Origin of the sequence: Pauljensenia sp. UMB6358 (genome assembly GCF_030216865.1) — a bacterium.
Lineage (GTDB): Bacteria > Actinomycetota > Actinomycetes > Actinomycetales > Actinomycetaceae > Pauljensenia > Pauljensenia turicensis_A.
This window is the reverse complement of sequence record NZ_JASOMS010000010.1, coordinates 33,181-57,049: the sequence shown is the minus strand read 5'-3', so window position 1 is coordinate 57,049 and position 23,869 is coordinate 33,181. Positions and strand designations below refer to the sequence as shown.

22 protein-coding genes are annotated in these 23,869 nt (G+C 55.5%); 9 read left to right on the top strand and 13 right to left on the bottom strand.

Features of this window, described 5'->3' with window-relative positions:
• Window positions 1–29: 29 nt before the first annotated feature.
• Entirely contained in the window at window positions 30–1,385 is a 1,356-nt protein-coding gene (locus tag QP381_RS07575; RefSeq protein ID WP_219585335.1) for a lipopolysaccharide biosynthesis protein, read from the top strand.
• Complete coding sequence (locus QP381_RS07570) at window positions 1,382–2,545, top strand: glycosyltransferase family 4 protein (protein WP_219585337.1); 1,164 nt, start codon at window positions 1,382–1,384, stop codon at window positions 2,543–2,545. Before QP381_RS07575 ends, QP381_RS07570 begins: the two co-directional genes overlap by 4 nt.
• A gap of 71 nt (window positions 2,546–2,616) precedes the next feature.
• On the opposite strand, the gene QP381_RS07565 is transcribed toward QP381_RS07570, so the two are convergent.
• From QP381_RS07565 to QP381_RS07550, 4 genes are all read right to left on the bottom strand, one after another.
• The gene (locus QP381_RS07565; RefSeq protein WP_219585339.1) at window positions 2,617–4,821 is read right to left on the bottom strand and encodes a cell wall-binding repeat-containing protein; all 2,205 of its coding nucleotides are present in this window, start codon (window positions 4,819–4,821) and stop codon (window positions 2,617–2,619) included.
• Between the two features lie 100 nt (window positions 4,822–4,921).
• On the bottom strand, window positions 4,922–5,905 hold the full coding sequence (locus QP381_RS07560) for a Gfo/Idh/MocA family protein (protein WP_285068260.1): 984 nt from the start codon (window positions 5,903–5,905) through the stop codon (window positions 4,922–4,924).
• Window positions 5,906–5,912: 7 nt separating this feature from the next.
• Entirely contained in the window at window positions 5,913–7,013 is a 1,101-nt protein-coding gene (locus QP381_RS07555) for a DegT/DnrJ/EryC1/StrS family aminotransferase (RefSeq protein ID WP_285068258.1), read from the bottom strand.
• A complete protein-coding gene (locus QP381_RS07550) occupies window positions 7,013–7,627 on the bottom strand; it encodes an acyltransferase (RefSeq protein ID WP_285068255.1) in 615 nt (204 codons plus the stop codon). The genes QP381_RS07555 and QP381_RS07550 overlap by 1 nt, the downstream gene beginning before the upstream one ends.
• 105 nt (window positions 7,628–7,732) lie before the next feature.
• Between QP381_RS07550 and QP381_RS07545 the strand changes: the two genes are divergently transcribed.
• The 4 genes from QP381_RS07545 to QP381_RS07530 all read left to right on the top strand — a co-directional run bounded on the left by QP381_RS07545 (window position 7,733) and on the right by QP381_RS07530 (window position 11,782).
• Window positions 7,733–8,413: a glycosyltransferase family 2 protein gene (locus tag QP381_RS07545; protein WP_101627541.1), complete on the top strand. Its 681-nt coding sequence runs from the start codon at window positions 7,733–7,735 to the stop codon at window positions 8,411–8,413.
• Complete coding sequence (locus QP381_RS07540) at window positions 8,413–8,847, top strand: DUF2304 domain-containing protein (protein WP_103632006.1); 435 nt, start codon at window positions 8,413–8,415, stop codon at window positions 8,845–8,847. The genes QP381_RS07545 and QP381_RS07540 overlap by 1 nt, the downstream gene beginning before the upstream one ends.
• A 62-nt stretch (window positions 8,848–8,909) precedes the next feature.
• Window positions 8,910–10,226, top strand: coding sequence for an LCP family protein (locus QP381_RS07535; protein WP_285068251.1), 1,317 nt, complete (start codon window positions 8,910–8,912; stop codon window positions 10,224–10,226).
• Window positions 10,223–11,782 (top strand): LCP family glycopolymer transferase, encoded by a 1,560-nt coding sequence (locus QP381_RS07530; RefSeq protein WP_285068249.1) that lies wholly within the window; start codon window positions 10,223–10,225, stop codon window positions 11,780–11,782. The genes QP381_RS07535 and QP381_RS07530 overlap by 4 nt, the downstream gene beginning before the upstream one ends.
• A gap of 85 nt (window positions 11,783–11,867) precedes the next feature.
• On the opposite strand, the gene galE is transcribed toward QP381_RS07530, so the two are convergent.
• The 6 genes from galE to QP381_RS07500 all read right to left on the bottom strand — a co-directional run bounded on the left by galE (window position 11,868) and on the right by QP381_RS07500 (window position 18,268).
• Window positions 11,868–12,869 carry a UDP-glucose 4-epimerase GalE gene (gene galE, locus QP381_RS07525; protein WP_179369816.1) on the bottom strand — a complete coding sequence of 334 codons (1,002 nt, stop codon included), beginning with the start codon at window positions 12,867–12,869 and terminating at the stop codon, window positions 11,868–11,870.
• 167 nt (window positions 12,870–13,036) lie between these two features.
• On the bottom strand, window positions 13,037–13,603 hold the full coding sequence (gene purE, locus QP381_RS07520) for a 5-(carboxyamino)imidazole ribonucleotide mutase (RefSeq protein ID WP_103632011.1): 567 nt from the start codon (window positions 13,601–13,603) through the stop codon (window positions 13,037–13,039).
• A 120-nt stretch (window positions 13,604–13,723) separates the two neighbouring features.
• Complete coding sequence (locus tag QP381_RS07515) at window positions 13,724–14,872, bottom strand: 5-(carboxyamino)imidazole ribonucleotide synthase (RefSeq protein ID WP_179369817.1); 1,149 nt, start codon at window positions 14,870–14,872, stop codon at window positions 13,724–13,726.
• 105 nt (window positions 14,873–14,977) lie between these two features.
• The gene (locus tag QP381_RS07510) at window positions 14,978–16,303 is read right to left on the bottom strand and encodes an ATP-binding protein (RefSeq protein ID WP_179369818.1); all 1,326 of its coding nucleotides are present in this window, start codon (window positions 16,301–16,303) and stop codon (window positions 14,978–14,980) included.
• Window positions 16,304–16,417: 114 nt separating this feature from the next.
• Window positions 16,418–17,092, bottom strand: coding sequence for a response regulator transcription factor (locus QP381_RS07505; RefSeq protein WP_103632065.1), 675 nt, complete (start codon window positions 17,090–17,092; stop codon window positions 16,418–16,420).
• Window positions 17,093–17,212: 120 nt separating this feature from the next.
• On the bottom strand, window positions 17,213–18,268 hold the full coding sequence (locus tag QP381_RS07500; protein ID WP_103632014.1) for an adenylate/guanylate cyclase domain-containing protein: 1,056 nt from the start codon (window positions 18,266–18,268) through the stop codon (window positions 17,213–17,215).
• Window positions 18,269–18,396: 128 nt separating this feature from the next.
• Between QP381_RS07500 and QP381_RS07495 the strand changes: the two genes are divergently transcribed.
• Both QP381_RS07495 and dapD read left to right on the top strand, forming a co-directional pair.
• Window positions 18,397–19,092, top strand: a complete 696-nt coding sequence (locus QP381_RS07495; RefSeq protein WP_103632015.1) for a Maf family protein — start codon at window positions 18,397–18,399, stop codon at window positions 19,090–19,092.
• Between the two features lie 98 nt (window positions 19,093–19,190).
• A complete protein-coding gene (dapD, locus tag QP381_RS07490; RefSeq protein ID WP_179369819.1) occupies window positions 19,191–20,174 on the top strand; it encodes a 2,3,4,5-tetrahydropyridine-2,6-dicarboxylate N-succinyltransferase in 984 nt (327 codons plus the stop codon).
• 135 nt (window positions 20,175–20,309) lie between these two features.
• On the opposite strand, the gene QP381_RS07485 is transcribed toward dapD, so the two are convergent.
• The 3 genes from QP381_RS07485 to fdxA all read right to left on the bottom strand — a co-directional run bounded on the left by QP381_RS07485 (window position 20,310) and on the right by fdxA (window position 23,411).
• Window positions 20,310–21,644 carry a citrate synthase gene (locus QP381_RS07485; protein ID WP_179369820.1) on the bottom strand — a complete coding sequence of 445 codons (1,335 nt, stop codon included), beginning with the start codon at window positions 21,642–21,644 and terminating at the stop codon, window positions 20,310–20,312.
• A 283-nt stretch (window positions 21,645–21,927) separates the two neighbouring features.
• Window positions 21,928–23,070, bottom strand: coding sequence for a succinyldiaminopimelate transaminase (gene dapC, locus QP381_RS07480; protein ID WP_285068241.1), 1,143 nt, complete (start codon window positions 23,068–23,070; stop codon window positions 21,928–21,930).
• A gap of 17 nt (window positions 23,071–23,087) precedes the next feature.
• The gene (gene fdxA, locus QP381_RS07475) at window positions 23,088–23,411 is read right to left on the bottom strand and encodes a ferredoxin (protein ID WP_006681386.1); all 324 of its coding nucleotides are present in this window, start codon (window positions 23,409–23,411) and stop codon (window positions 23,088–23,090) included.
• Between the two features lie 54 nt (window positions 23,412–23,465).
• On the opposite strand from fdxA, the gene QP381_RS07470 reads away from it, so the two are divergent.
• Complete coding sequence (locus QP381_RS07470) at window positions 23,466–23,843, top strand: 2-hydroxymuconic semialdehyde dehydrogenase (RefSeq protein ID WP_218840330.1); 378 nt, start codon at window positions 23,466–23,468, stop codon at window positions 23,841–23,843.
• Window positions 23,844–23,869 lie beyond the last annotated feature (26 nt).

Genomic DNA, 23,869 nt, shown 5'->3' with positions numbered 1-23,869 from the left:
GCAGACACCGTAATGGCACAATTGCACGTATGGGTCCGTCTATCCTGCGTCGAATGCGAGCTGAACATCCTCAGCTGGCACATATTTCGACGCTTCTGACGGGAACCGTCATTGCACAGCTGATTGTCCTTGTGACAACCCCCATCATCGGGCGCCTCTATACTCCCGAAGATATTGGATCATTTGCTGCGTTCCTTGCTGTTGCGCAGATTGTCGCGGGCGTGAGTGCTGGCAGATACGACATGGCAATCGTGCTTCCCGACTGTGACAACGAGGCGCGACGCCTTGTCCGCGTTTCGCTCACGCTGACATCCATCGTTGCAGTACTGACATCCGTATTCTGTTGGATCTTTGCCCGCCCGATTTCCCGCGCTTTAAACCACGAGGAATTGGCGGGGATTCTTGGCTGGTCAGGCATTGTTGTCATGTGCCTTTCCGTCACGTCAGTGATGAATTACTGGCTCACTCGAGTCGAACGATTCTCAGTCATTTCATCAAATAGGGTGCTCAATTCTGCCGGTATTGAGTTGAGCCGCATCGGAGCCCCGTTTGCTGGCTTAGCTCCCCTAACGGGTCAGCTTTTCAGCCAGTTCTTCGGGCAGGTCCTCTCTACTTCTACTCTGCTGTATCGTGGCCGATCGAGCCTCGTCGCCCCCGAGACTGGCGGACGCACCACGAAGCAACTCCTGCGCCGCTATCGGCGAATGCCGTTACTTAACGCTCCCAATGCGTTGGTTGACGCTGTGCGAGTCAACGGAATCGTCCTGCTCATTGGCGTGTGGTATTCAGCTGATCCGCAGGGGCAGTTTGCCAAAGCGTGGCTCCTCATGCAAGCGCCCGTAGCTCTGATCACCAGCGCAGTTTCTCAAGTGACCTATCGTTCCCTCGCTGTTGCACCCCGCGGAACGCTGTTGATGACAGTCCGTAGATCGATCCGTTTATCCTTCTTCGCCTCCATCGGTCCCTTCGTTCTGCTTGCCTTGATCGCTCCTTCGTTGTTCCCCTGGTATTTGGGGGTCGGTTGGGAACAGTCTGGGCTGATTGCTCAAGCCCTCCTCCCCTGGCTTCTGCTCAATGTCGTGACATCGCCGATTTCAACGGTTTTCGTTGTCACAGACAGGCAAGGTCTGATGCTCGCATTCGCGTGCGTGTATGCGACAACTCCCCTTGGAATCATCCATATCATGGGTGGCGCAGGCTTTCCGATCGTCACCACGCTCTGGGTTGTCTCCATCGTCCAGGCACTGTTACTTGCCGGCCTCACCGCGCTCACGGTTCGCGTTGCTAGAGTCTGGGATAAGTCTGACAATACGGAGTCTTACCCCGTTACGCCACGCACTAGTGTCGTGGCGCCCATGACCGTTGAACAGGCAGATACCGAATGAAAGTCACACTGACCAAAGGCACTCTGTCGATTCCTCCCACGTATTTCGCCACCGCCCATGCGCTCGCAATGCCGGATATCGACTGGACCATCGTGACTCGTACGGCGTTCATCGATGATCCATCAATGAGCATTCCTGTTCTCCAGGTGGTTCCCGATCGTCTTGCCCCTACAGTTCAACGCGCTGCGAAATGGGCGTATGGGCACGCCATGACACGCATGATTGTTGCCAGCCACCCCGACATCATTCATCAACAGCAGGCAACGTGGTCTCTTCCAGCGGCTCGAGCATCACGCAAGCTCGGTGTTCCACTGGTGACAACCGTGCACGGCGGGGATGCCTATCATCATTCCAACCTTGGAATCCATCTTCCCTCTATACCGAGAAGAGCCGGCGCATATTGGAATGACCTCAATATTGAGGCTGCGTTCCATCAATCTACACAGGTGCTCGCCGTGTCGAGGTTCCTTGCTGACAAAGCTGTTCAATCTGGAGTAGATGCCCGCAAACTGACTGTTCATTACCAAGGCGTCGACACCAGCTGGTGGACTCCCGCCACTTCTTCCATCACCGGCGAACAATCTCCGCTTGCCACCGATGATCCAATCCTGCTTTTCGTCGGAGCGCTGAGCGAGCTCAAAGGGATCCCCGACCTGCTTTCTGCTCACGATTCCCTCTTAAGTTCGTACCCCCATCGCCTTGTCCTGATCGGAGATGGGCCGCTACGTTCTCAAGTCGACAAGGCCGCTTCCGCCGACCCATCAATTCACGTGCTCGGACGCGCAACAAAGGAAGAGGTCCGCAAGTGGATGCGTTGCGCGACCGGCCTCGTACTCCCCACCCAAACAACGAACGGTAGAGCCGAAGCCGCCGGACTTGTCCTTCTTGAAGCGCAAGCGTGCGGGACCCCCGTTATCGCGAATCGGGTCGGTGGAACTCCTGAAATGGTCGCACCATCGTGGAGTGAACATCTCGTAACGGAGCGCGATGTGCAATCCCTTGCATCCCAGATGACAGCCCTGTTGAGCATGAACGAATCTGAGCGTGAAGAACGCGCTCAGCATGCGTCACGCTGGGTCAAAAAGAATCGCAGTGTCACACGCGCAATCGAACAACTACGGGATATCTACAGTCAGCTCACACACTCAACAGCCTTCTGAGCGCGCGGAGTCCGAAAACACCGTGGGCGTTGTGAGGAATTCTCCTTTCGCGCCCACTTTGCTGTTTCTGGTCACCTACTTGCGCACATCCGGGCTTTCATGAGAACTTCGTCTGAAACAGCACCGGTTCCGCCTAGAGCGACAACCTTCTTGGGTTTAACGTCCTTCAAGTAGTCGCAGACACTGGAGGGCAGTGAAGCGGTTTCGGTCAACAGACGAGGACCATCCGTGAGGGTGCCTGATGCAACACCATCCATGAAAACATCGCCGCGGACAAGATAGACAATTGAAGGCTTTGTCGGATACGAATGACGCGCTGAAGCAACCGACGTGGAGTACCGGTCTGTCCCTCCGAGCGAGGTGGCACCAGCAGCTAGCGACACCGAGCCCAGCTGATACCTCTTTCCACCCAGCTTTGATGCCAAAGAAGCAGACGCACTATCCAAGCCAACTCCCGGCTTCGCCAAGAGAATCGGCCCGTCTTCGGCGTTTGCAGCAACCAGAGCGTCAGCTGAGCCAACGCCGTTCACACCCAAGCCATCTGCAACGTAAACCGCTGCGGATGTCGTGGGAAACACGTATGAAGCAACACGACGAGCAGTATCAAAACGATCAGTTCCGCCCAAGCGCACTCGAGAAACACCCGGGAGCGAGTTCCAGAGCGAATCTGGCAAGACTCCGGTTCCACCAACCATGACGACCTTTGAAACACCAAGGCGTCTCATTTCGTTGACTGTTTCAGGCTTCACTCCCCCGCGTGAAGCGAAGAGAATTGGCCCGTCTTTAACGACGCCGGCAGCCAAAGCATCAACCGGCGACAGGCGGTTCACCAGATAGGCTGTCGTCGCTCCCGAGGGGAAACGCGCTTGCGAAATGGCAATTGCGGTGGAATCGCGGTCTGCGCCCGAAAGACGTCCGCCTTCAGCGGGAACAGCTCTGGGAGTCTCCTGAACATTGCCTGCTCCGTCAATCCAAGCGTTGTTGCCTTTAACGAGGCTGGCAACAACCTTACGCAGACGCGGAAGCTTGTCATAGAACGCTTGACCTGGGCACTCTGTTCCCCCGACGTCACGGTGACCCGACAATGCTGGAATCCAACGACCACCGGCTGGCTGCCCCTGAACCCAGATGCCCTTGTAGGGATCCTCGATACCGATTCGTTTAAAGAGCCACGCAGCGAGCTTTGCCACGGAGTTCTGAGCTACATATGGCGGTTCTTCGTAGACGAAGTTTCCGACAACAGAAATGCCCAGCGTGTTCGTGTTCGCACCGTAGGCATGACCGCCTTCGTAGAAGCCAGTCAAAGATCCTTCGCGACCTTCATATACGGTGCCATAGCGATCAACGAGGAAGTGGTAGCCCACATCACCCCAACCATTCACGTTGGTGTGAAAATTCCAAATACCCTTCACCGTCGCCGCGGCGCTTGCCTTAGAGTAGCTGTTGTCCGAGGCAGTGTGGTGGATAACAACACCCTGAGGCCTAATCGCTTCAGGAGTCCAACCTGACGACCATGGCAGACCGTATTCGCCACGGGACAAAATATTCAGTCCCTGCATTCCAGTGTTGTACGAGGCGCCTCGTACACCAGTATTCACTGCACGCGCGCCCGGTTGCTCCTTGAAGTCAACCTTCTTCAACGAAGAATCAGAGCCAAGTTCATTTTCCTGGGTTTCGGTGTACACCACGCTCACATGAACGTTCCCCAGGGCCTGGACATCAGTATCAGTGCCAGGCGCCGCTTTCACGACAGCTTCGATTTTCGAGGCATCCTCAAGATAAATGGGATTCGTGCTCTGCGTCATTGTCTCAGCAACAGCATCCTCAAGTTCGACGTCTGTCCAGCCAGACCACATACCATCGGCTTCGCTTCGGTATGCGATCGTGACTGCGCCTTCTTTAATACCGTCTTCGAACACAACACCGGCAATAACAACACCTGAAGGAAGATCAGACGCGACGTGCAGAACAGATTCTTCATTCTCTTCGGGAACTACTTCGGAAGCATTGTGAAGAGAGCGCTGTTCAACCTCAACAAGGAACGGATCTTCACTTTCACCAGTTCCGTATTCACTTGGAGCGACTTTTTCTTCCATGGGAGCTTCAGCGATGTCTTCCATGCCATGAATATCAGCAATGGAAACCGTGGCAGGAGCAACATCCATGTCAGAGGGAAGAACTAAGTCAGTAGCAGTCGAAGGCGTCGATGGCTGAAGGGCAAGAGCAGCAGCTAACGCGCCCACACTCAGAAGCGACACAATAGACAATCGGCGCACAATTACTCCAAAACGCGGTGACAGATGTTGCTAGTGTGACACATGTTGTTAATGGAAACAATGTGAATTCACCAGTATCACGCCATTGAGCCCCTATTTGTTACAGGGTCACCGCGTACCCTTCGCGCGCAGACTCCAGTATCGCTTCCGTGATTCGTAGGGTCTCTAAAGCTTCACGCATCGAAACATGATTCGCCCCTATACCGTTGATCGCATCGCGGAAGTTCTCCTGTTCAACAACAAGAGGTTCACGCTTATCAATCGCATAGCGAGTCACTGTTCCCTCACTGACACCCCTAAAAGCTGCCACTTGATCCCACTGAACGCGTGTTGAGCCGTTTTCGTAGAACGTCAGGTCCGCCATCGCAGTATCGGCGACCAGGGCCCCCTTCTCTCCAACGACAATCGTCGTGCGATCTTTATAGGGAGAAAGCCAGTTGATCTGGTGGTTGACCAAGATGCCATTATCCAAACATCCCGAAGCAACCAGCATGTCTTCATCTTCGCGTCCCGAACGATACGCCGTTTGGGCAAAGATTGTCCGATAGCTACTCCCCGTCACCCACTGCGCAAGATCAATGTCATGCGTTGCCAGATCCTTCACTACACCGACGTCGGAGATGCGCGCCGGGAAAGGTGATTGCCTCCTGGTTGAAATCTGAAAAATTCTTCCAAGCTGACCGCCAGCGATGCGCTGACGCATTTGCATGAGCGCAGGGTTACAGCGCTCAACGTAGCCAACAGCACCGATAACACCAGCATTATCGAATGCTTCAACGATCTTCTTGCCCGCTTCGTATGACGTGGCAAGTGGCTTTTCAACCAATGTGTGAACACCAGCGTCAGCAAGGCTCAGTGCCGCTTGCTCATGGAACACCGTCGGTACAGCAACGATCGCCGCATCAATACCTTGGGAAATCATGTCATCAACGCCAGGCAGAACTTTCATGCCATTGCCGACACCAAAGCGATCTCCTGCTGGATCAACAAGGGCAACCAGCTCAACTCCATCGGTTTGTCGAGCAATGCGAACGTGATGGCGCCCCATTGAGCCAACGCCAACGATACCCAAACGAATAGTCATCGAAACCTCACGCCCCAGCGCGAGCAAGCGTGTTCACGGCTTCAACGATGCGTTCACGTTGCTGGTCGATCAAGGATGGATATACGGGCAACGACAATACCTCGCGCGCAGCGCGAAGCGTATTGTCGAGTTCGGTCGATGGCGCATAGGGTTTCAATGACTCAAGCCTATGATTCGGAATCGGGTAATACACTCCGCTTCCCACTCCCCATTCCTCAGCCAATGCCTTCATGAAACGGTCTCGATCAGTATCAATCAGACGAATCGTGTACTGGTGATAGACGTGAGTCGCTCCCTCAGCGACACGAGGAACAATTACTCCTTCTAAATGAGTGTCAAAGAATGCGGCATGAGCTTGACGTTGCTTGGTCCACTGTCCAACTTTCGTCAATTGCACCCGCCCGATTGCCGCATGGATGTCGGTCATGCGGTTGTTCAAGCCAACCAGCTCATTCGCATACCGTTGTTCCATACCTTGGTTACGCAAAAGACGAACGTTTCGTGCAATCGTCTGATCCATTGTCGTCACCATGCCACCCTCACCGGATGTCATGTTCTTCGTCGGATAGAAACTGAAAGCTCCAAATGCTCCAAATGTTCCAACAAATTGACCATCAAGCTGAGCCCCGTGTGCTTGGGCCGCGTCTTCAAAGAGCATAAGCGAGTATTTGTCCGCGAGCGCTTTCAGCTCATTCATCGGCGCCGGATGACCATAGAGGTGAACCGGCATAATGGCTTTCGTTCGCTCAGTGATTGCATTTTCAACCGAAGCGGGACTCAGACAGAACGTGTCAAGATCAATGTCAGCAAAAACAGGCGTTGCTCCGGCGAGTACAACTGCATTGCCCGTTGCCGCGAAAGTAAACGACGGAACAATAACCTCGTCGCCGACGCCGACCCCCGATGCAAGAAGACCCAAATGAAGCGCAGAAGTTCCTGAATTAACGGCAACGGCGTTGGCGCCACCAGCAAGCTGAGCTGAAAACTCGTTTTCAAATGCGGCGACTTCTTTACCCTGGGCAAGCATTCGAGAACGTAAAACTCGGCAAACAGCGTCTACTTCCTCTTCGCCGATAAGGGGATGGGCGGCAGGAATCATTGCAGGCATCAGTCATCGTCTTTCGTCAGGACAGTATCGCCAACGACAGTGTAGGTTTCACCCGTCTTGGGGCAACGCAAACGCGACGGTTGCCCCTCAATCTCTTTCAGTGGAACGCCAGCCGTTCCTACCCAGCCAACCTGTCGGGCAGGAACACCAGCGACAAGGGCATAGTCTGGAACATCTCGCGTAACAACAGCGCCTGCTGCAACCATCGCCCAACGACCAATTGAGACGGGAGCAACCACAACAGCTCGCGCACCCACGGAAGCTCCATCACCAATTGTGACGCCGACAGGTTGCCAATCATCAGCAGATTTGATGGAGCCATCTACGTTCACTGCTCGTGGAAAATGATCGTTTGTCAGGACGACTGCTGGCCCAATAAAAACTCCGTCACCCAATAGGGCAGGTTCGTACACCAAGGCATAGTTCTGAACTTTGCAGTTAGCTCCCAGCCTGACACCTTCGCCGATATACACGCCGCGACCGATGATGCAGTTCTCGCCCAGAATCGCGGCCTCGCGAATCTGAGCGCAATGCCAAACCGCGCACGAAGGCGGAACTGAGGCGTTCTCGCTCACATCCGCGCTTGCCTGAATACTCACCGGTCGTCCTTTCATAGGCAACACTCCTACTGTACCGGCGACGTTTCTTTCCTCTCAATACTCTTCATCCCCATACGCTCACGTCGCCACGCTGCATATAAGAGTGCGAGAATAGCGATCATGAGGATTGATGACGATACGTGGATCATCATCCCTACGTACAACGAGGGACAGATGATCGGCACCGTTATCGATGCTTTGATGCCTTATTTTTCTCGGATTCTCTGTGTAGACGACGGGTCAAACGATGATTCTGCCAAGGTCGCCCGCTCACATGGAGCCACTGTCATTACCCACCCGATCAATCTTGGTCAGGGCGCAGCTCTGCAAACAGGAATCGAATGGGTGAAGACTCATACATCGGCGCGCTGGATTGTCACTTTTGATGCTGACGGTCAACACGATCCGAAAGATGCTCGTTCAATGGTGGAATACGGGAAAGAGAATCAGCTGGGTTTCGTGCTTGGATCTCGTTTCTTAGGAAGACACGGCAAGTCCGTTCCGCTACTACGTCGCGTTGCTCTAAGAACAGTGGCATTCATTTCCGGTCTACTCGGGGGGCTTCGTCTGTCGGATGCACACAACGGGCTTCGAGCTCTGAACCGTGATGCTTTTAGCCACGTGCACCTGCATCACAACCGCATGGCACACGCCTCGGAGATTAATTCTCAGTTGGCACGCACTCACTTGCCTTATGCTGAGTACCCGGTCCACATCACGTATTCGGACTATTCGCAAGCTAAGGGACAATCCCTTTTAAACGGCGTCAATATTCTTGTTGATCTTATGTGGGAGCGATGATGACAGAGTATTTTCTTATCCGCGCCCTACTGATCATCGGTCTTGCCCTTGTCACGTGGCTACTGGTTCGCCCAGTTCAAAGCCAATCGCATCTTGCCGCGCAACGGCTACTGATCCTCGTCATCGTTATCTTTGCCATCATCACAATTGTGTATCCGCCACTTCTGAACCAGATTGCGCGAGTTGTCGGTGTAGAACGGGGCATTAACCTTTTGGTTTACGCCCTCATTATCTGTGTACTCGCCCAGATGAGCGCGTCATATCGCAATTCCATGGCGCTGGAAAAACGAATCACTCTTCTTGCCCGCCAAGTCGCGCTTCGCAACGACCCACCTTCGCGTGAATCCCCTCTGACGACGCATACTCACACCACCGACGAGCCCGGGAATCCCTCAAGTGAGCCAAGTACCACTCTGAACAACACGGGCGATTAAAAACGCCACTTTTGGGTGCCCAACCGCCGAAAACGCTTCTATTCACGCTACGATCGACACCGATGAGTAAAAAAACGTTGAAGAATCGGGCAAACCTGGTTCAGCATGCCGCACGGAACCCCTTCCGTTTTGGTGTTCTGCGAACCGTGCTCGCATCTCTTTTGACCGTGACGCTATTCGTTGGCTCCACTGCAGCTTTCGTCTATCGGAGCCTTGCCAATCAGGTGAAGAACGCGTCGCTGGATATTTCCGCGCTTGAGACACCTCAATCCACCAAACCAGAACCAATGAAGCTCATCGATGCTTATGTGGGACAACCGATCAATATTCTTGTCTCCGGTGTCGACTCACGCTATAACCAAAGCTCTGACTACGGTGACGCCGAAGAACTGACGACGATTCAGTCCGACACGACAATGATCGCCCATATTTCCGCCGATCGTTCGGAAGTCACATTTGTCTCCATTCCTCGCGATCTTCTGACCCATATCCCTTCGTGTATGCGTTCAGATGGTTCGATTACGTCGTCGTACTACGGAATGTTTAACTCAGCATTTGCAATGGGTGCCGGCACAAACGATCTGGCAGGTGGCGTTGCCTGTACCAAAGCAACGGTCGAAGAACTGACTGGTTTAACGATTGACGGATTCATTGTTGTTGACTTCACCGGCTTTAAAGGGTTGATCAATGCTGTCGGTGGCGTGTGGCTAGATATTCCTGAAGAAATGTACGATCCCGCGTCCGGTCTCGATCTTGAGGCAGGGTGCCAGTACCTCGACGCGAATAGCGCGCTAGCGTACGCGCGCGCTCGTAAAAATGTCGGCGACGGTTCAGATATTTCTCGTATTGGACGCCAGCAACAGCTGATCGCGGCAGCGCTTCGTGAACTTTTGTCCCGAAACTTTATTACTGATTTCCCCGCCCTGATTTCTTTCGTTCAGGCAGCAATTGCTTCTCTTACAGTGTCACCGAACTTCGGCGACATTAACGCTGATGCCGGTCTGTTTGCCTCCATGCTGAAGTTGCAGGCATCGAACATTCGCTTCACAACGATGCCGTGGGCTGAAGCCCCCGAGGATCCCAACCGAGTGATTGAGATTGAATACCTTTCGCGACCATTGTGGCAGGCATTAGCAACTGACACTCAGCTACCAGGAGGTACAGAGTACACCGACGGGACCGGGGCTCAAATGACGATCCCTTATGAAGACGCACCTGCTGATTCCACTCAATCAGTTGCTCAGGCTTCTTCCTCCTCTTCCGGCGGAGTCATTGAAGAACAAGATGAATCTGACACGACTGCCGTGTCAGGTACTGCATCATCTGCTTCCACCGACACCGCTCAACCTGTCCCTGCAACCTGTCCCCCGAACCGATGAGCACCGAACCTCCCTCTTTCGTCCCTTCATCTGGTCGAAAGCGTCCTACACGCGCGGATGTAAAGAAGGTGAATGGCGAGACACGCCACCCTGATTCTCCGGGCATTCCTCGCCTCTCTGTCGAACAGCGAGCTATTTCGTCCTCAGAATCGGGAGCAGATTCGAAGGATCAGGTTCTTCAGCGCCCCGTTATTCGGCTCCGTGAACGCCCTCGTGTCAGCGGTATTGCGGCAGACGATGCCGAACCGCATGCGTGGCGAATCGGATCAGAATCAGCAGATGAACAGATGCCGAAGCGTTCTTTGCTCCCAACAACCGCTGACCAACCTGCTGAAAATCTTCCTCCATCTTTTGCTCCCGGACGCAAACATCGCGTGGGGCGAAACTCAGATTCAAGCGAGCATCGGCAAACAGCAAATCCCCCTGCTTATACTCCGGGTCGCACGATGTCGAAGCCTAGCGGGATCACTCATACTCCACCTACTCAGGAATCTCGCCAACGTGGAATGTCGACAACCCAGTCTTCTGTTCAACGCTTTCAACCGCGCCTTCAATCAACGAACGCTGTCTCTTCGAAAGCGTCGCTTCGTCACCCTGTAGCACCAAAGAAACGTTCTGCTCATTGGGGACGCAAACTCGTCTCCCTTGTGGTCGCCCTTCTTGTCCTGATCGTTGCGTGGGGAGCTTTTTTGGTGTGGGATGCTAATTCTCACCTTGGTCGAACAAACGCTTTGACAAGCGGAGCGAACACGCCCGGTACAACCTATCTTTTAGCGGGATCTGATTCCCGCGCAGACGGCGCAGTGCAGGATGATTTTGACGGGAATGATCGCTCGGACACCATTATGTTGGTTCACGTCGCTCAGAATGGTCAAGCAACAGCCCTCTCCATCCCGCGCGACAGCTACGTGGAGATCCCCGGCTACGGCTGGGACAAGATCAATGCTTCTTTCGCATATGGTGGAGCAAATCTGCTGACACAGACAGTTGAAAATCTGACCGGATTGCACGTTGATCACTATGTTCAGGTCGGCATGGGTGGCGTTGCGAATATTGTCGATGCCGTTGGCGGAATCAATGTATGTTTCGACGGTGATGTCAGCGATGATCCTTCTGGGCTTGTCTGGCAAGCTGGATGTAGCGACGTTGATGGGATGACAGCCCTAGCCTTCTCACGTATGCGCTACTCGGATCCGAAGGGCGATATTGGTCGTGCTGAGCGGCAACGTCAGGTGATTTCAAAAGTTATTGACAAGTCCGCAAGCACCGAAACATTTGTTAACCCTGCACGTACTTTACGCCTTGAGCGAGCTGGCTCTGAGTCCTTCACTGTTGATGAGGATTCGTCCGTTGTCGATGTTGCGAAGCTTGTTTTGGCCTTCCGCTCTGCATCGAATAACGGATTGATCGGTGCGCCCCCAATCGACGAGGTTAACTATCAGACTGATATGGGTACCTCTGCTGTCCTTCTTGAAGGAACAACAGCTCCTGATTTCTTTGAGAAGCTGCGTTCAGGCGCACTCTCCATCGAAGATTTCAATATCATCAACGGTTAATTCTCAGTTTCAAGCTGAAGATCATGCAACGGTGTGTGGGGGATGGTCGTAACGATCATCCCCCACACCGCAAGTAATCGAAGACTTACTTCATGTACTTTGTCACGTCGATACGGCGAGGTCCGGCCTGCCAGCCGGAAAAACTTGACTCCAAAATATCGTGAAGCGTATGGCGTGCTACCCAACCGAGTTCTTCACTGATCCGTGTTGCGTCCCCAACAAGGACGGGGGGATCACCCGCACGCCGCGATTCCTCAACGACTTCGAAATCCCAACCGGCAACACGGCGCAGTCCGTCAATGATTTCGCGGACAGAAGTGCCCCTCCCGGTTCCAACGTTGAAGACGTTATGTTGAAGTGGACGAGAATCAGCAAGAGCATCGAGGGCAGCGATATGAGCTTCTGCAAGATCTCGAACGTGGATGTAGTCGCGAACGCATGTACCGTCCGGAGTGTCATAATCCGATCCGAAAATCCTGGCGGGCTCATCGCGTTCAACACGATCGAGAACCATCGGAACCACGTTCAAGATTGCCAGATCTGCTAGATCATCCCAACCAGCACCGGCAACATTAAAGTAGCGCAACCCGATCCATTTGAGGCCCCATGCGACCTCGCAGTCATGCATCATCCACTCGCCTATAAGCTTCGTTTCACCATAGGGATTAATCGGATGGCATTCGGTATCTTCGCTAATGATATGAACGTCCGGCATTCCGTAAACAGAGGCTGACGATGAGAAGATGATCTGTTCAATACCAGCATCGTTCATGGCGCGAAGGACGTTCGCGAGGCCACCAATGTTCTGCTGGTAGTACCACATGGGGCGTCGAACCGACTCCCCTACCTGCTTTCGTGCTGCACAATGAACAACGGCAGTGACGTCTTCATCCAGCATGACGTTCGCAAGATCTGTGCTTGCGCTATCGGTAGCGATATCAAGAGTGATGAGTTTTGCGCCTTCTACCCTTGATGCTGTGCCCGTTGAAAGATCATCGACAACGATGACCTTTTCGCCTCGTTCCAATAGCAGTCGGACTACGTGGGATCCGATATATCCAGCGCCACCAGTGACAAGAATGCTCATGCTCTCATCCTAGTCGCCGTATAGCCGCCTCAAAGGACTTCGTCGGTTTCTTCCGCCTTTGTCCACCTATTGGCGAGGCCCAGCTAGGTCGTACTTCCGTCACACACAGTGCGAGCCACGATGCCCGCGGGAATCTTGCGGAGCCACGTTTGTCTTGGCGTTAATGCTTAGCTCAACGAAGCTTTCACTGTGTCAGCTAGGGCGCTCCCCTTTGCCGTTGCAACGTCGCGCAGAGCAACTTGGAATTGACGCATTTGGGCGCGCAGTTTCTCGGCCTGGGCTCCTTCACCTGCTCCAAGGATTCGTGCTGCCAGAAGGCCAGCATTGCGCGCACCGGCAATCGAAACCGTAGCAACGGGAACGCCTGCCGGCATCTGGACGATCGAGTGCAGGGAATCGACACCATCAAGGTGTTTGAGAGGAACGGGAACACCGATGACTGGAAGTTCCGTAAGGGCTGCGAGCATACCCGGCAGGTGCGCCGCACCGCCTGCGCCAGCGATGATGACGCGCAAACCTCGAGCAGAAGCGCTTCGCCCGTACGCAACCATGTCTTCGGGCATACGGTGTGCAGAGACCACACCGACCTCGCAGGCGATAGCGAATTCTGCGAGCGCAGCAACAGCGGGTTCCATGGTGGGCCAGTCGGAATCGGATCCCATGACGATACCGACTGCAGGGTTGTCTCCGGTCTTTGTCAGAGTGATATCGAGCTGGTGTGTTTCGGTTGTCATCGATGGTTCCTTCACTAAAACGGTCAATGGGTCATGTATGCGGGCATGATTACGGATCGGGGGTGTGAGTGCCGCCCGGCCTCGTCGGTGACGAAGAACGAGAGGCGAAATATGTGAGCGTTAGCCACGCAGAGTGGCGACAACGGCTTCAGCTTCGGCGCGCGCAACGGCTGGGTCCTTGTCGACGACGGTGACGTGACCGAGTTTGCGCCCGGGGCGAACCTCTTTGCCGTAGAGATGCACTTTGGCGCGCGGGTGGTCTGCGAGCGCAGAGGCAAGGTGGCGTGCTGGGTCGACGAATTCGGAGCCAAGCAGGTTCACCATGACCGCGTGTGTTCCAGGATTGACGAGGTCTGTTGAACCGAGGGGCAGGTCAAGGACAGCGCGAAGATGCTGTTCGAATTGGCTGGTGAACGCCCCATCGATCGTCCAATGGCCGGTGTTGTGTGGGCGCATCGCAAGCTCGTTCACAAGGACGTGCTGGTCGCTTCCTTGTCCGACGACGAACATTTCGACGGCTAGGACACCCGTGACGCCAAGTTCACGCGCGACCGTTTCACCAATCGATGTGGCCTGGGCACGTGTTTCCTCAGTCAGGCCTTGAGCAGGCGCGGTAACCACGGAGCAGACTCCGTCCACCTGTTCGGTGGATGCGACCGGCCAGGATGCGATCTGACCGGAGGGAGTACGTGCGCTCAGGGAGGCGACTTCTGAGGTGAAGGGGACGCAGTCTTCGGCAAGAAGAGTTCCTTTGGCAAGCCAATCGACGGCGTCTTCAGCTTGGTGAATCACTCGTACACCGTGGCCATCATATCCGCCGACCGGAGTCTTCACGACGATCGGCCACGTGCCAGCATCACCGAAAGAGGCGAGTTCTTCAAGGGTGGACACTTTCGCCCAACGGGGACATGGAATGCCCAGCTCGGTTAACTTTTCGCGCATTGCAAGTTTGTCTTGGGCATACAGCAACGCGGTTCGCGGGGGCTCTGCTGGAAGGTGGCCCTTGGCGACATCAAAGACCGAAGCCGGAATATGTTCGTGTTCGAACGTGACCACATCCGCACCGTCAATCAGCTGTGCAACGGCGTCGGTATCGCCTGGCATTCCGACGATCGACGTGGCGAGTGCCTGTCCCGTTGACCCATCCGAGGATTCAACAAGCGCACGAAGTTCAAAGCCGAGGGCGATCGAACTTTCCGCCATCATTCGGGCAAGCTGCCCACCGCCAATTACTGCAACAACCGGACGAGTGTCCTTGGCTTGATCCATGGCTCTTAATCTAGTCGCAAGGGGCTTATGGGCGCACCTACGTTCACGGCGACGTCAGAGCCTCATTGTTCTTCCATTGGGATGCGCGCGAAAGCAACGCCAATTTCAGAAGCGACGAGAACGACGCCCCATCGAGACAACCGATCCCTGTGGCATGACGTGATCCGGGTCCATCGAAGCAGGAATCGCAGAAAGCGAAACGGTGAAAACCGGAGGATGGTTCTGTGTCAGTTCCAGACGCCCACCCATCGCTTGAGTCAGGTCTTTCGCCAGTGCTAAGCCGATCCCCGTCGAACCGTGGCCGGAAACTCCCTTGGCAAAAATATCGGGAGCAAGATCATCGGCGACACCCGATCCTTCGTCTGAGACTTCGATAATGACTCCGCGCTTGTTCGTCGACTTCCGTGCGACGACCAGGGTTGTGCCTTCACCGTAGTTCAGCGAATTTTCAATCAATGTGGCAAGGACCTGGGAAAGCTTGCTGGCGTCGGCAAGCAACGGCAGTTCAGCTTCGTCGGTGAATACGAGGCTACGCCCGGCTTTTTCGAACGCGGGTTCCCATTCTTCGCGCTGTGTGTTGAACGCTTCAAGAATGTGGATTGCTTCAGTTTGCGCAGATGCTCGGGCGTTCGCATCAAGGAGTTCAGCCACAACGCCCGTGAGGCGTTCGACCTGTTCGAGACAGTTGCGAGCTTCTTCTTGTACCTCGGGTTCAGTGGAGATCATTTCAATCTCTTCGAGGCGCATGGAAAGTGCAGTCAGTGGAGTGCGAAGCTGGTGTGACGCATCGGCTGCGAACTGACGTTCGGCAGCTAGCCTGCCCGCCATGCGTTCACTGGTACGCGACAGTTCTTCTTGGACCAAGTCGATTTCTTCGATGCCCGAAGGTTTGACCTGAGCACGAACCTGGCCCGCACCGACCTGCTCAGCGTGGGCTGCCAGGTAGATGAGGGGCGCGGATAGCTGGCGTGAAAAGCGGAGGGCAAGGGCTAAACCAACCAGCAGGCACACTGCGATTCCGGCAATAAAGATTCCGAACACGAATGCGATACGTTTCAGCGTTTGTTCTGCGGATACTTCCATGCGGATCGACGTTCCCGCCGTGGATGACGCATGCACGACGAACGACATTCCCCGGGGTTTTTCCCCGGCAAGCATCAGTCCGTGTTGGCGCGTGTTCACACTGATATAGGCATTCCCCTGCATGTCGGTCACTGGTTTCGCCAAAGAAGTGACCGTGTCTTGATCGACATCTGCACCAGTCGCTATACGACGATCGATTGTGTTCACAATCGTCTGTGCCCGGGATTGGACGCGATCCCAATCAGAGTTCCACACAATGGTGGAGGTTGCGACCGCACCGGGAATACCCATCAGGAAACACACCACTGCAACAGCAGTGACAATCATGCGAACGGCTTTTTTACGCATGGGTCCCTTTCATTCCCTATGATTCCCGGCGAAGCGATGCTGTCAGATCGTTCCCCTGAAATAGGTTACCCGCGACGAAGGATTCGCCGCGGGCCCCATAAGGTTGTCAGTGTGTCAGCGAACTTCGAAACGGAAGCCCATACCCCTGACAGTGGTGATGTAGTGCGGTTTGGTCGCATCATCGCCAAGCTTTCGACGAAGCCATGAGACATGCATGTCCAGAGTCTTCGTGGATCCTGTCGGGTCCGATCCCCAGACCTCACGCATCAGAGCGTCACGTTCGACAACGCTTCCCGCGTCGCGAAGCAGTACGCGCAACAGGTCGAATTCCTTCGCCGTCAGCTGTAATTCTGTTGAACCAACGAAAGCACGGTGAGCGTTCACATCAACGCGAACATCCTGAGCGCCCAGGTCACCCTCGACGCTTTCGGTTCCCGTGCGACGCAGAAGAGCACGGACGCGCGCAAGAAGTTCTGCAAGGCGGAAAGGCTTAGTCACGTAATCATCGGCGCCGGTATCCAGGCCAACAACCATATCGACTTCATCAGTGCGCGCCGTCAGGATCAGAATCGGAACGCTCTTTCCCGACGCACGAATTTCACGCGCGACATCCAGACCATCCATGTCTGGAAGGCCAAGGTCAAGCAGAACGAGGTCAGCGCCATCTACTTCAGCGAGTGCGCCACGACCGGTGCCGTGCGCACGCACTTCGTAGTTCTCGCGGCCAAGGGCGCGAGCGAGAGGTTCGCTGATCGCGGGATCATCTTCAACGAGCAGAACAGTAGTCACGTACCCCATCATATACTTTCAAGATAATTTCTTTCAGATTTCTTGACCTTTTGGACACGGGTTTGTTGAGAAGCTCATGCACGTCAAAGTGCCCGGCCTCGTATATAAAAGCGGGCCCCCTTAGTCTTGGAGCGTCAGCAAGTAGGGGGAAACCGGACCAAATCCGTGGAGGTCCGCGGAGGGGAATTCCTCCAAGCGATACCCATCCCCCGCCTTCGAAGCAACGGCAGTAGCGGTCGCTGGGTCCGTCAAAATCTGACCGACCGGCGCAATATCAACCAAACGAGAAGCCAAGTTCACCGTCGGGCCGAACACGTCACCCGAACGTGAGAAGACATCGCCACGGACGAAAGATGCACGAACAGGAAGGATCGTATCATCCGCATTCAAGCGCTCAATCAGCGAAAAAATCACGTTCAAACCGGTCTCAAGATCGTCGGCAATGTACAAAACAGCATCGCCCAGCGTCTTCACCACGCGACCGCCAGCCTGCGTGATCGCCTGACGCGATTCGGCTTCAAAGTGCTCGATCAGTTCGACGACCTCACCACCCAGGATTGTCGACGAGGACGTGTAGGACACCATGTCGACAAAGCCCAACGAACGATTGAGTGGGAACCGAGCCTTGGAGTTCTCGTGACCGCGCTGGGACACTTCCTTATCCAAGCGCGACAGCAATGCCTCCATCTGACGCTGCCACGAGTGAATGAACATCCTCTCGAATGCCTCGACACGGTCCTTCATATGGTCTAGAACGTAGAGGCGAGCCGTCGTGTCATCCAAGCCTAGGCGTCGCACCGCGTCTTCAACAAGCGCTTCACACTGCCACAGCGCTAGACGATCGGCCAAGTGGGAATTCGCCCTCAGAAGCGAATGGCTGGTTGCCGTGTCAATCGCCTGTGAATCAATCATGTCGTTCCACGAGACGAACACGTCCAGATCACGTTCGGTGAACGTCTTTTCGCCAGGCTCAGGGGGGCGGAATCCCAGTGAATTCCAAAAGTCATTGATTTGTTCAACGGTAGTACCAGCGTGCTGGGCGAGCTCGTCGGCACTCATCGTCAGAGGACCGCCCAAAAGGCGGGGAACGTAGCGTTTAACGGTCTGATGGTCGTCCGAAGTAGGGGACTGAGACTGGTGAGCTTGAGCTTCGCCATTGGGCACAGCGCTGTCCATCTCTCCCCTTCACATACAGATCCACACAGATACTTCAGTAGCGTACATCACGTTTGACAGATTCGTGCAGTTACTGCACACAATTATCAAGATGTATCAATTGCCGATTGAAAAGGCAAAATAGACCTATGCGTTTTCTTCTTGCCTCAAAGTCACCGGCTCGCCGAGCAACTCTGATTTCCGCTGGCATCACACCTATTGTTCGCATATCCGACGTTGATGAAGACCTCGTGCTCGCCGACTTCTGCGCGCGTAGCGCCGGCGTTCCTTCGCCCGGCGATCAGGTGACAACCCTGGCAGACGCGAAGTGCGGTGCGGTCATTTCCGGCTTAGTCGATGGCACGATTGTGATCGACGAGGCCCACTGCGAACGCCTCCTCGTCGTTGCGTGCGATTCGATGCTGTTGCAGGACGGGCAGATGCTGGGCAAGCCCCACACTGCAGAAATTGCACGCGAGCGCATCCGAGCTTTCAGAGGCTCCGAAGCAATTCTGTGGACCGGCCATAGCGCAGCGCTCGTCGAGCGAGACCCCTCTACCCCGCTAGATTCCTACGCTCTGATTGCGCGCACCCACGCCTCGACTTCAACCATCGTCCGATTCGGCTCGATGAGCGACGCCGAGATTGATGCCTACGTAGACTCCGGCGAACCGCTCCACGTTGCGGGGTCTTTCACGATCGACGGTCTTGGCGGGCCCTTCATTGCTGGGGTCGACGGCGATCACCACAACGTTGTCGGGATTTCACTCCCACTGGTTCACACGATGGCTGAAGAAATTGGTGTTTTCTGGCCGGATCTCTGGGATCATCGCCAGCCTCGCTGAACTTTCCCAGCATTTGGGAACACTCATCACACCTTGCAAACCTGCCGAAAGGCGGAATGGGCACCCCACAGCGGGCACTCTCGCTTTACAGTAAGCCCATGGATACGAATCAGGCATGGGGCATTGGCCTCGCAACAGTGACGAAGAACGGCGAGACTCTCGACGTCTGGTACCCGCGCCTACACCTGGGTCAGATGGAACCCGGCGATGACGCAGATCTGCTCGACACCCTGACTCACATGCAGCGCCACAATGATGCGCGCGGTGTTCGCACCACGGTTGTCACCTGCAGGTCAGATCTGGACGATCAACCGCAGTCCACTGCGGATTCCTACCTGCGCCTCCACCTGCTTTCCCACCGAATGAAAAAGCCGAACACCATCAATCTTGACGGTATTTTTTCTCGCCTCCCCAACGTCGTATGGACCTCCGAGGGCCCGTGCGCAGTCGCAGACTTCGAAGAAACACGTCTGCGTATGCGCGCTCACCTTGGCCACCCGGTCACCGTGATCGGCGTCGACAAGTTCCCCCCGATGGTGAACTACGTCGTACCGAAGGGCGTGCGTATTGCAAACGGTGCAACCGTACGCCTGGGCGCCTACCTGTCTGAAGGAACAACCGTCATGCACGCCGGTTTCGTGAACTTCAACGCCGGCACCCTCGGTCGATCCATGGTTGAAGGCCGTATCTCTCAGGGCGTTGTCATCGACGACGGTTCCGACGTGGGCGGCGGCGCATCCACAATGGGCACCCTGTCCGGCGGTGGCCGCCAGCGCGTGAAGCTTGGTAAGCGGTGCTTGCTCGGCGCAAACTCCGGTCTCGGAATTCCTCTTGGCGACGACTGCGTCGTCGAAGCTGGTCTGTACTTGACCGCAGGAGCAAAGGTTGCCGTCATGGAATCCGGTGGCGTCGTCCCCGGTTCGAACGGCCTCTTCGCAGAACCTCGGACGGTTGCAGCGCGCGAGCTTGCAGGCGCATCAAATGTCTTGTTCCGACGCAATTCTCAGTCGGGTCGAATCGAAGCACTGGCCCGCGGTGGCAAGGGCATCGAATTGAACGATGAGCTACATGCAACCAACTGATGAAGGCTCGATCCTTTTCATGCTCACGGGGGTGGCAGACCACGGTCTACCACCCCCGTTGACGTTCAGTTGATCGGCCTCGTCCACGCGCGGCAAGGACTTTGGCTATGCGCCGAGCGCAAACCCGACAGCGCGTTAGTCAATCACGCGAGCCGAGCGCTGGCGAAGAAGCACATAGTCGCGTTCAGTCGAGCCAACGTACACCTGACGCGGGCGACCAATCTTCGTCGACGGATCCTCGGTCATTTCAACGTACTGCGCAATCCAACCGGGCAGGCGACCAAGTGCGAACAGTGGCGTGAACATCTTGGTCGGGAATCCCATCGCCGAGTAGATCAGACCCGTGTAGAAGTCGACGTTCGGGTACAGCTTGCGCTCCTTGAAGTAATCGTCATTCAAAGCGATATCTTCAAGCTCCATCGCAATATCCAGGAGCTCGTCGCGCTTGCCGAGGCGAGACAGAACATCGTGTGCGGTTTCCTTCACCAGAGCCGCGCGCGGATCGTAGTTCTTGTACACGCGGTGCCCGAAGCCCATCAGACGTACACCTTCCGCCTTCGACTTCACCTTGTCCACATAGTTCTGGACCGACTCACCAGTGTCGCGAATCTGATTGAGCATGCGCAGAACCGCTTCATTCGCGCCACCGTGCAACGGGCCAGCAAGCGCGCCCACGCCGGCCGCAACAGACGCATACAGGTTCGCTTGCGAGGACCCGACCAAACGAACGGTCGAGGTCGAACAGTTTTGTTCGTGATCAGCGTGAAGAATCAGCAACATATCGAGTGCTCGAACAATCGCAGGATCAATGTCGTACGCCTGATAGGGCATGCCGAAGGTCATGCGGATGAAGTCTTCGGTGTAGCTACGTTGCGAGTCTGGGTACAGCAGTGGCAAGCCTGCGGCACGCTTCGCGATGTAGCTGATCATGGTCGGTACCTTCGCCAGCAGAAGCACCAGCGCGGTATCCAGCTGAGTGCGGTCGCGCGGATCAAGCGTGTCTTCGTAGTAGGTTGCCAGGCCTGCGACACCCGCTTGGAGAATCGCCATGGGGTGGCCCCTGTGCGGGAACGCGGTGAAGAAAGCCTTGAAGTCTTCGTGAAGCAAGCGGTGGCGGTGGACGGCGCGAATGAAGCTTTCCAGTGTGGAGGCATCAGGGAGTTCGCCGTAGATCAGCAGGTAAGCAACCTCTAGGAACGACGAGCGCTTTGCCAATTGTTCGATCGGGTAACCGCGGTAGCGCAGAATTCCCGCACCACCATCGATGTAGGTAATCGCAGACTGGCATGACGCTGTGTTCGTAAAACCGGGGTCGAGGCTGACTACGTCGCCGTCGGCGAGCAAGCGGGAGACGCTCAAGCCATCATTACCGACGGAGGCGCTGGTGCGCGGGAGAACGATCTTCTTTTCCCCGACGGTAAGCACACCGTCGGAAGTAGTGTCGACCGATTCCACTTTTGCCTTGGCCATGAGGACTCCTTAACGCGTTGGGCAATGCGGAGCCATGCAAGCACACAGGTTGGAAGAATGCGCGAAAGCGCTTTCGTTCTCAACGAGTCGCTTCACTGCGACCACAATCACCACTTAGGACGAAAGTCCGTTATTTATGTCACTCTATACGCCGTTATTCGGCCTGTAAAGCGCTAGAACACCAAACTTTCTTCAAAGTTATTGTAAAGGACTAGTCAACAACATACTAAGTGTGGGTCGTTATTCGAAAACAGGAAGACACCACACCCGGGAGAGTTTCCCCTTACGCAAGGAAATTGACGCACGTTTCAAGGCGCTGCGAGGCAGCCTCGATTCGCTCATCGCTTGCCGTCAGAGCCACTCGCACACGCCCCTTCGCAGCCTCCCCATAAAAATCGCCGGGGGCAACCAGAATTCCCAGTTTCGCGAACGCGTCAACCAACGCCCACGAATCCTGCGTGCGCGGATGTGCGAGCCAGAGATAGAGTCCGGCAACAGAATTTTCATCATTCACGAGGCCAGCTTTACCGCACGCTTCGACCAGCCTCTTACGTCGCCGTTCGTACACAGCACGCTGAGCCTCGACATGCGCCTCGTCGCGAAGAGCGATTGCCATCGCATGCTGAACGGGAGCAGGAACCATCAGTCCAGAGTGCTTGCGGACCTCGACGATCGGGGCGACGAGCTCAGGATCCCCGTAGACGAGTGCGGCGCGATACCCCGCGAGGTTCGACTGCTTGGAGAGCGAGTAGAGGACGAGGAGGCCGCTCGGGTCGCCCTCGCACACGGTCTCGTCGAGGAGGGAAGGGACGCCCTCCGAGATCCAGGGCTCGGCCCAGGGCAGGGCCGTGTAGCACTCGTCGGACACGACAACGGCATCGTGCTCACATGCCCACTGACGAACGGCACGAAGTTCGTCAGCTGACAGGACATGACCATCCGGGTTTCCAGGAGAATTGAGGAAAACAAGAACGGCATCCGGCCACGTATCCGGCTTCCTAGGATCAACTGGAACGGGGGTCGCGCCCGCGAGACGCGCACCAATGTCATAGGTCGGATAAGCAACCTCTGGGACAAGCACCGTATCCCCCGGGCCAACTCCCAGCAGACGCGGAATCCAGGCAACCGCTTCCTTCGAACCGATGGTGGGAATAACGCCGGACAAGCCAACGTCCACCATATTGCGACGTTGCCCCCATGCAAGGATCGCTTCGCGCACTTCCCGAGTGCCAATAACCGTCGGATAACCGTGAGCATCCGACGCTACCGAAAGTGCCTCGCGGATAAAACCCGGCGTCGAATCGACGGGGGTTCCCACCGAAAGATCGCAGATCCCATCGGGATGCGACGAAGCAAGCGCCTTCGCGGGAGCAAGCTGATCCCACGGAAATACAGGAAGATATAAAGAATGAGGCAACGTGGTCATATAGACACGTTAGCGACTCAGTCCTGATTCTGCGGAGGAAGTCCAGCAATCATCGAATCGTCGAAGTCCTGGACACCGGTCTTCTGCGCGCCACCGGGGGAACCAAGATCCTTGAAGAAGTCAGCGTTTGCTCGGTAGTAATCCGACCATTCCTCGGGCAGATCGTCCTCGTAGAAAATTGCCTCGGTCGGACACACCGGCTCGCACGCACCACAATCCACGCATTCTTCGGGGTGAATGTAGAGAGTACGCGCACCTTCGTAGATGCAATCGACCGGGCACTCATCAACGCAAGCGCGGTCCTTCACGTCAACACAGGGCTGTGCGATGACGTAGGTCATGGCAACTCCTCATTGGAATCGATAGGGAAGCTTCTGCCCTCTATTATCTCCTTTATGAGTCAAAGTGCCCCAATTGAAAGCGCCAATGCGCATAATCGCGCCGAAGACAAGGCCTCGTTCCCCACGAGCGAGACCAACGCGAAGGCGCGATTTTCCAAAGACCCACGGGGCGCAATTCCTGCCAACATAACCGAAGGCGCGAATCTACCACCACTCCCATGGCTCGCATGGATACCTGGCGAACGCGTTGTTGTCCGCTACCGTTTAGCCGACGGACTCCATGACGCTCTTGGCACCCTCAAAACAACGTCCCGCGACTACGTCGAGATTGAAACCCGACGTGGATTGGTCCGAATCGATGCCGAAACCATGGTCACGGGTAAAAAAGTTCCGCCCCCACCAGCCTTCGGATCGTTTCAGAAGGAAAACTGACGGGGACGGAATCTATAGCTGAGCTA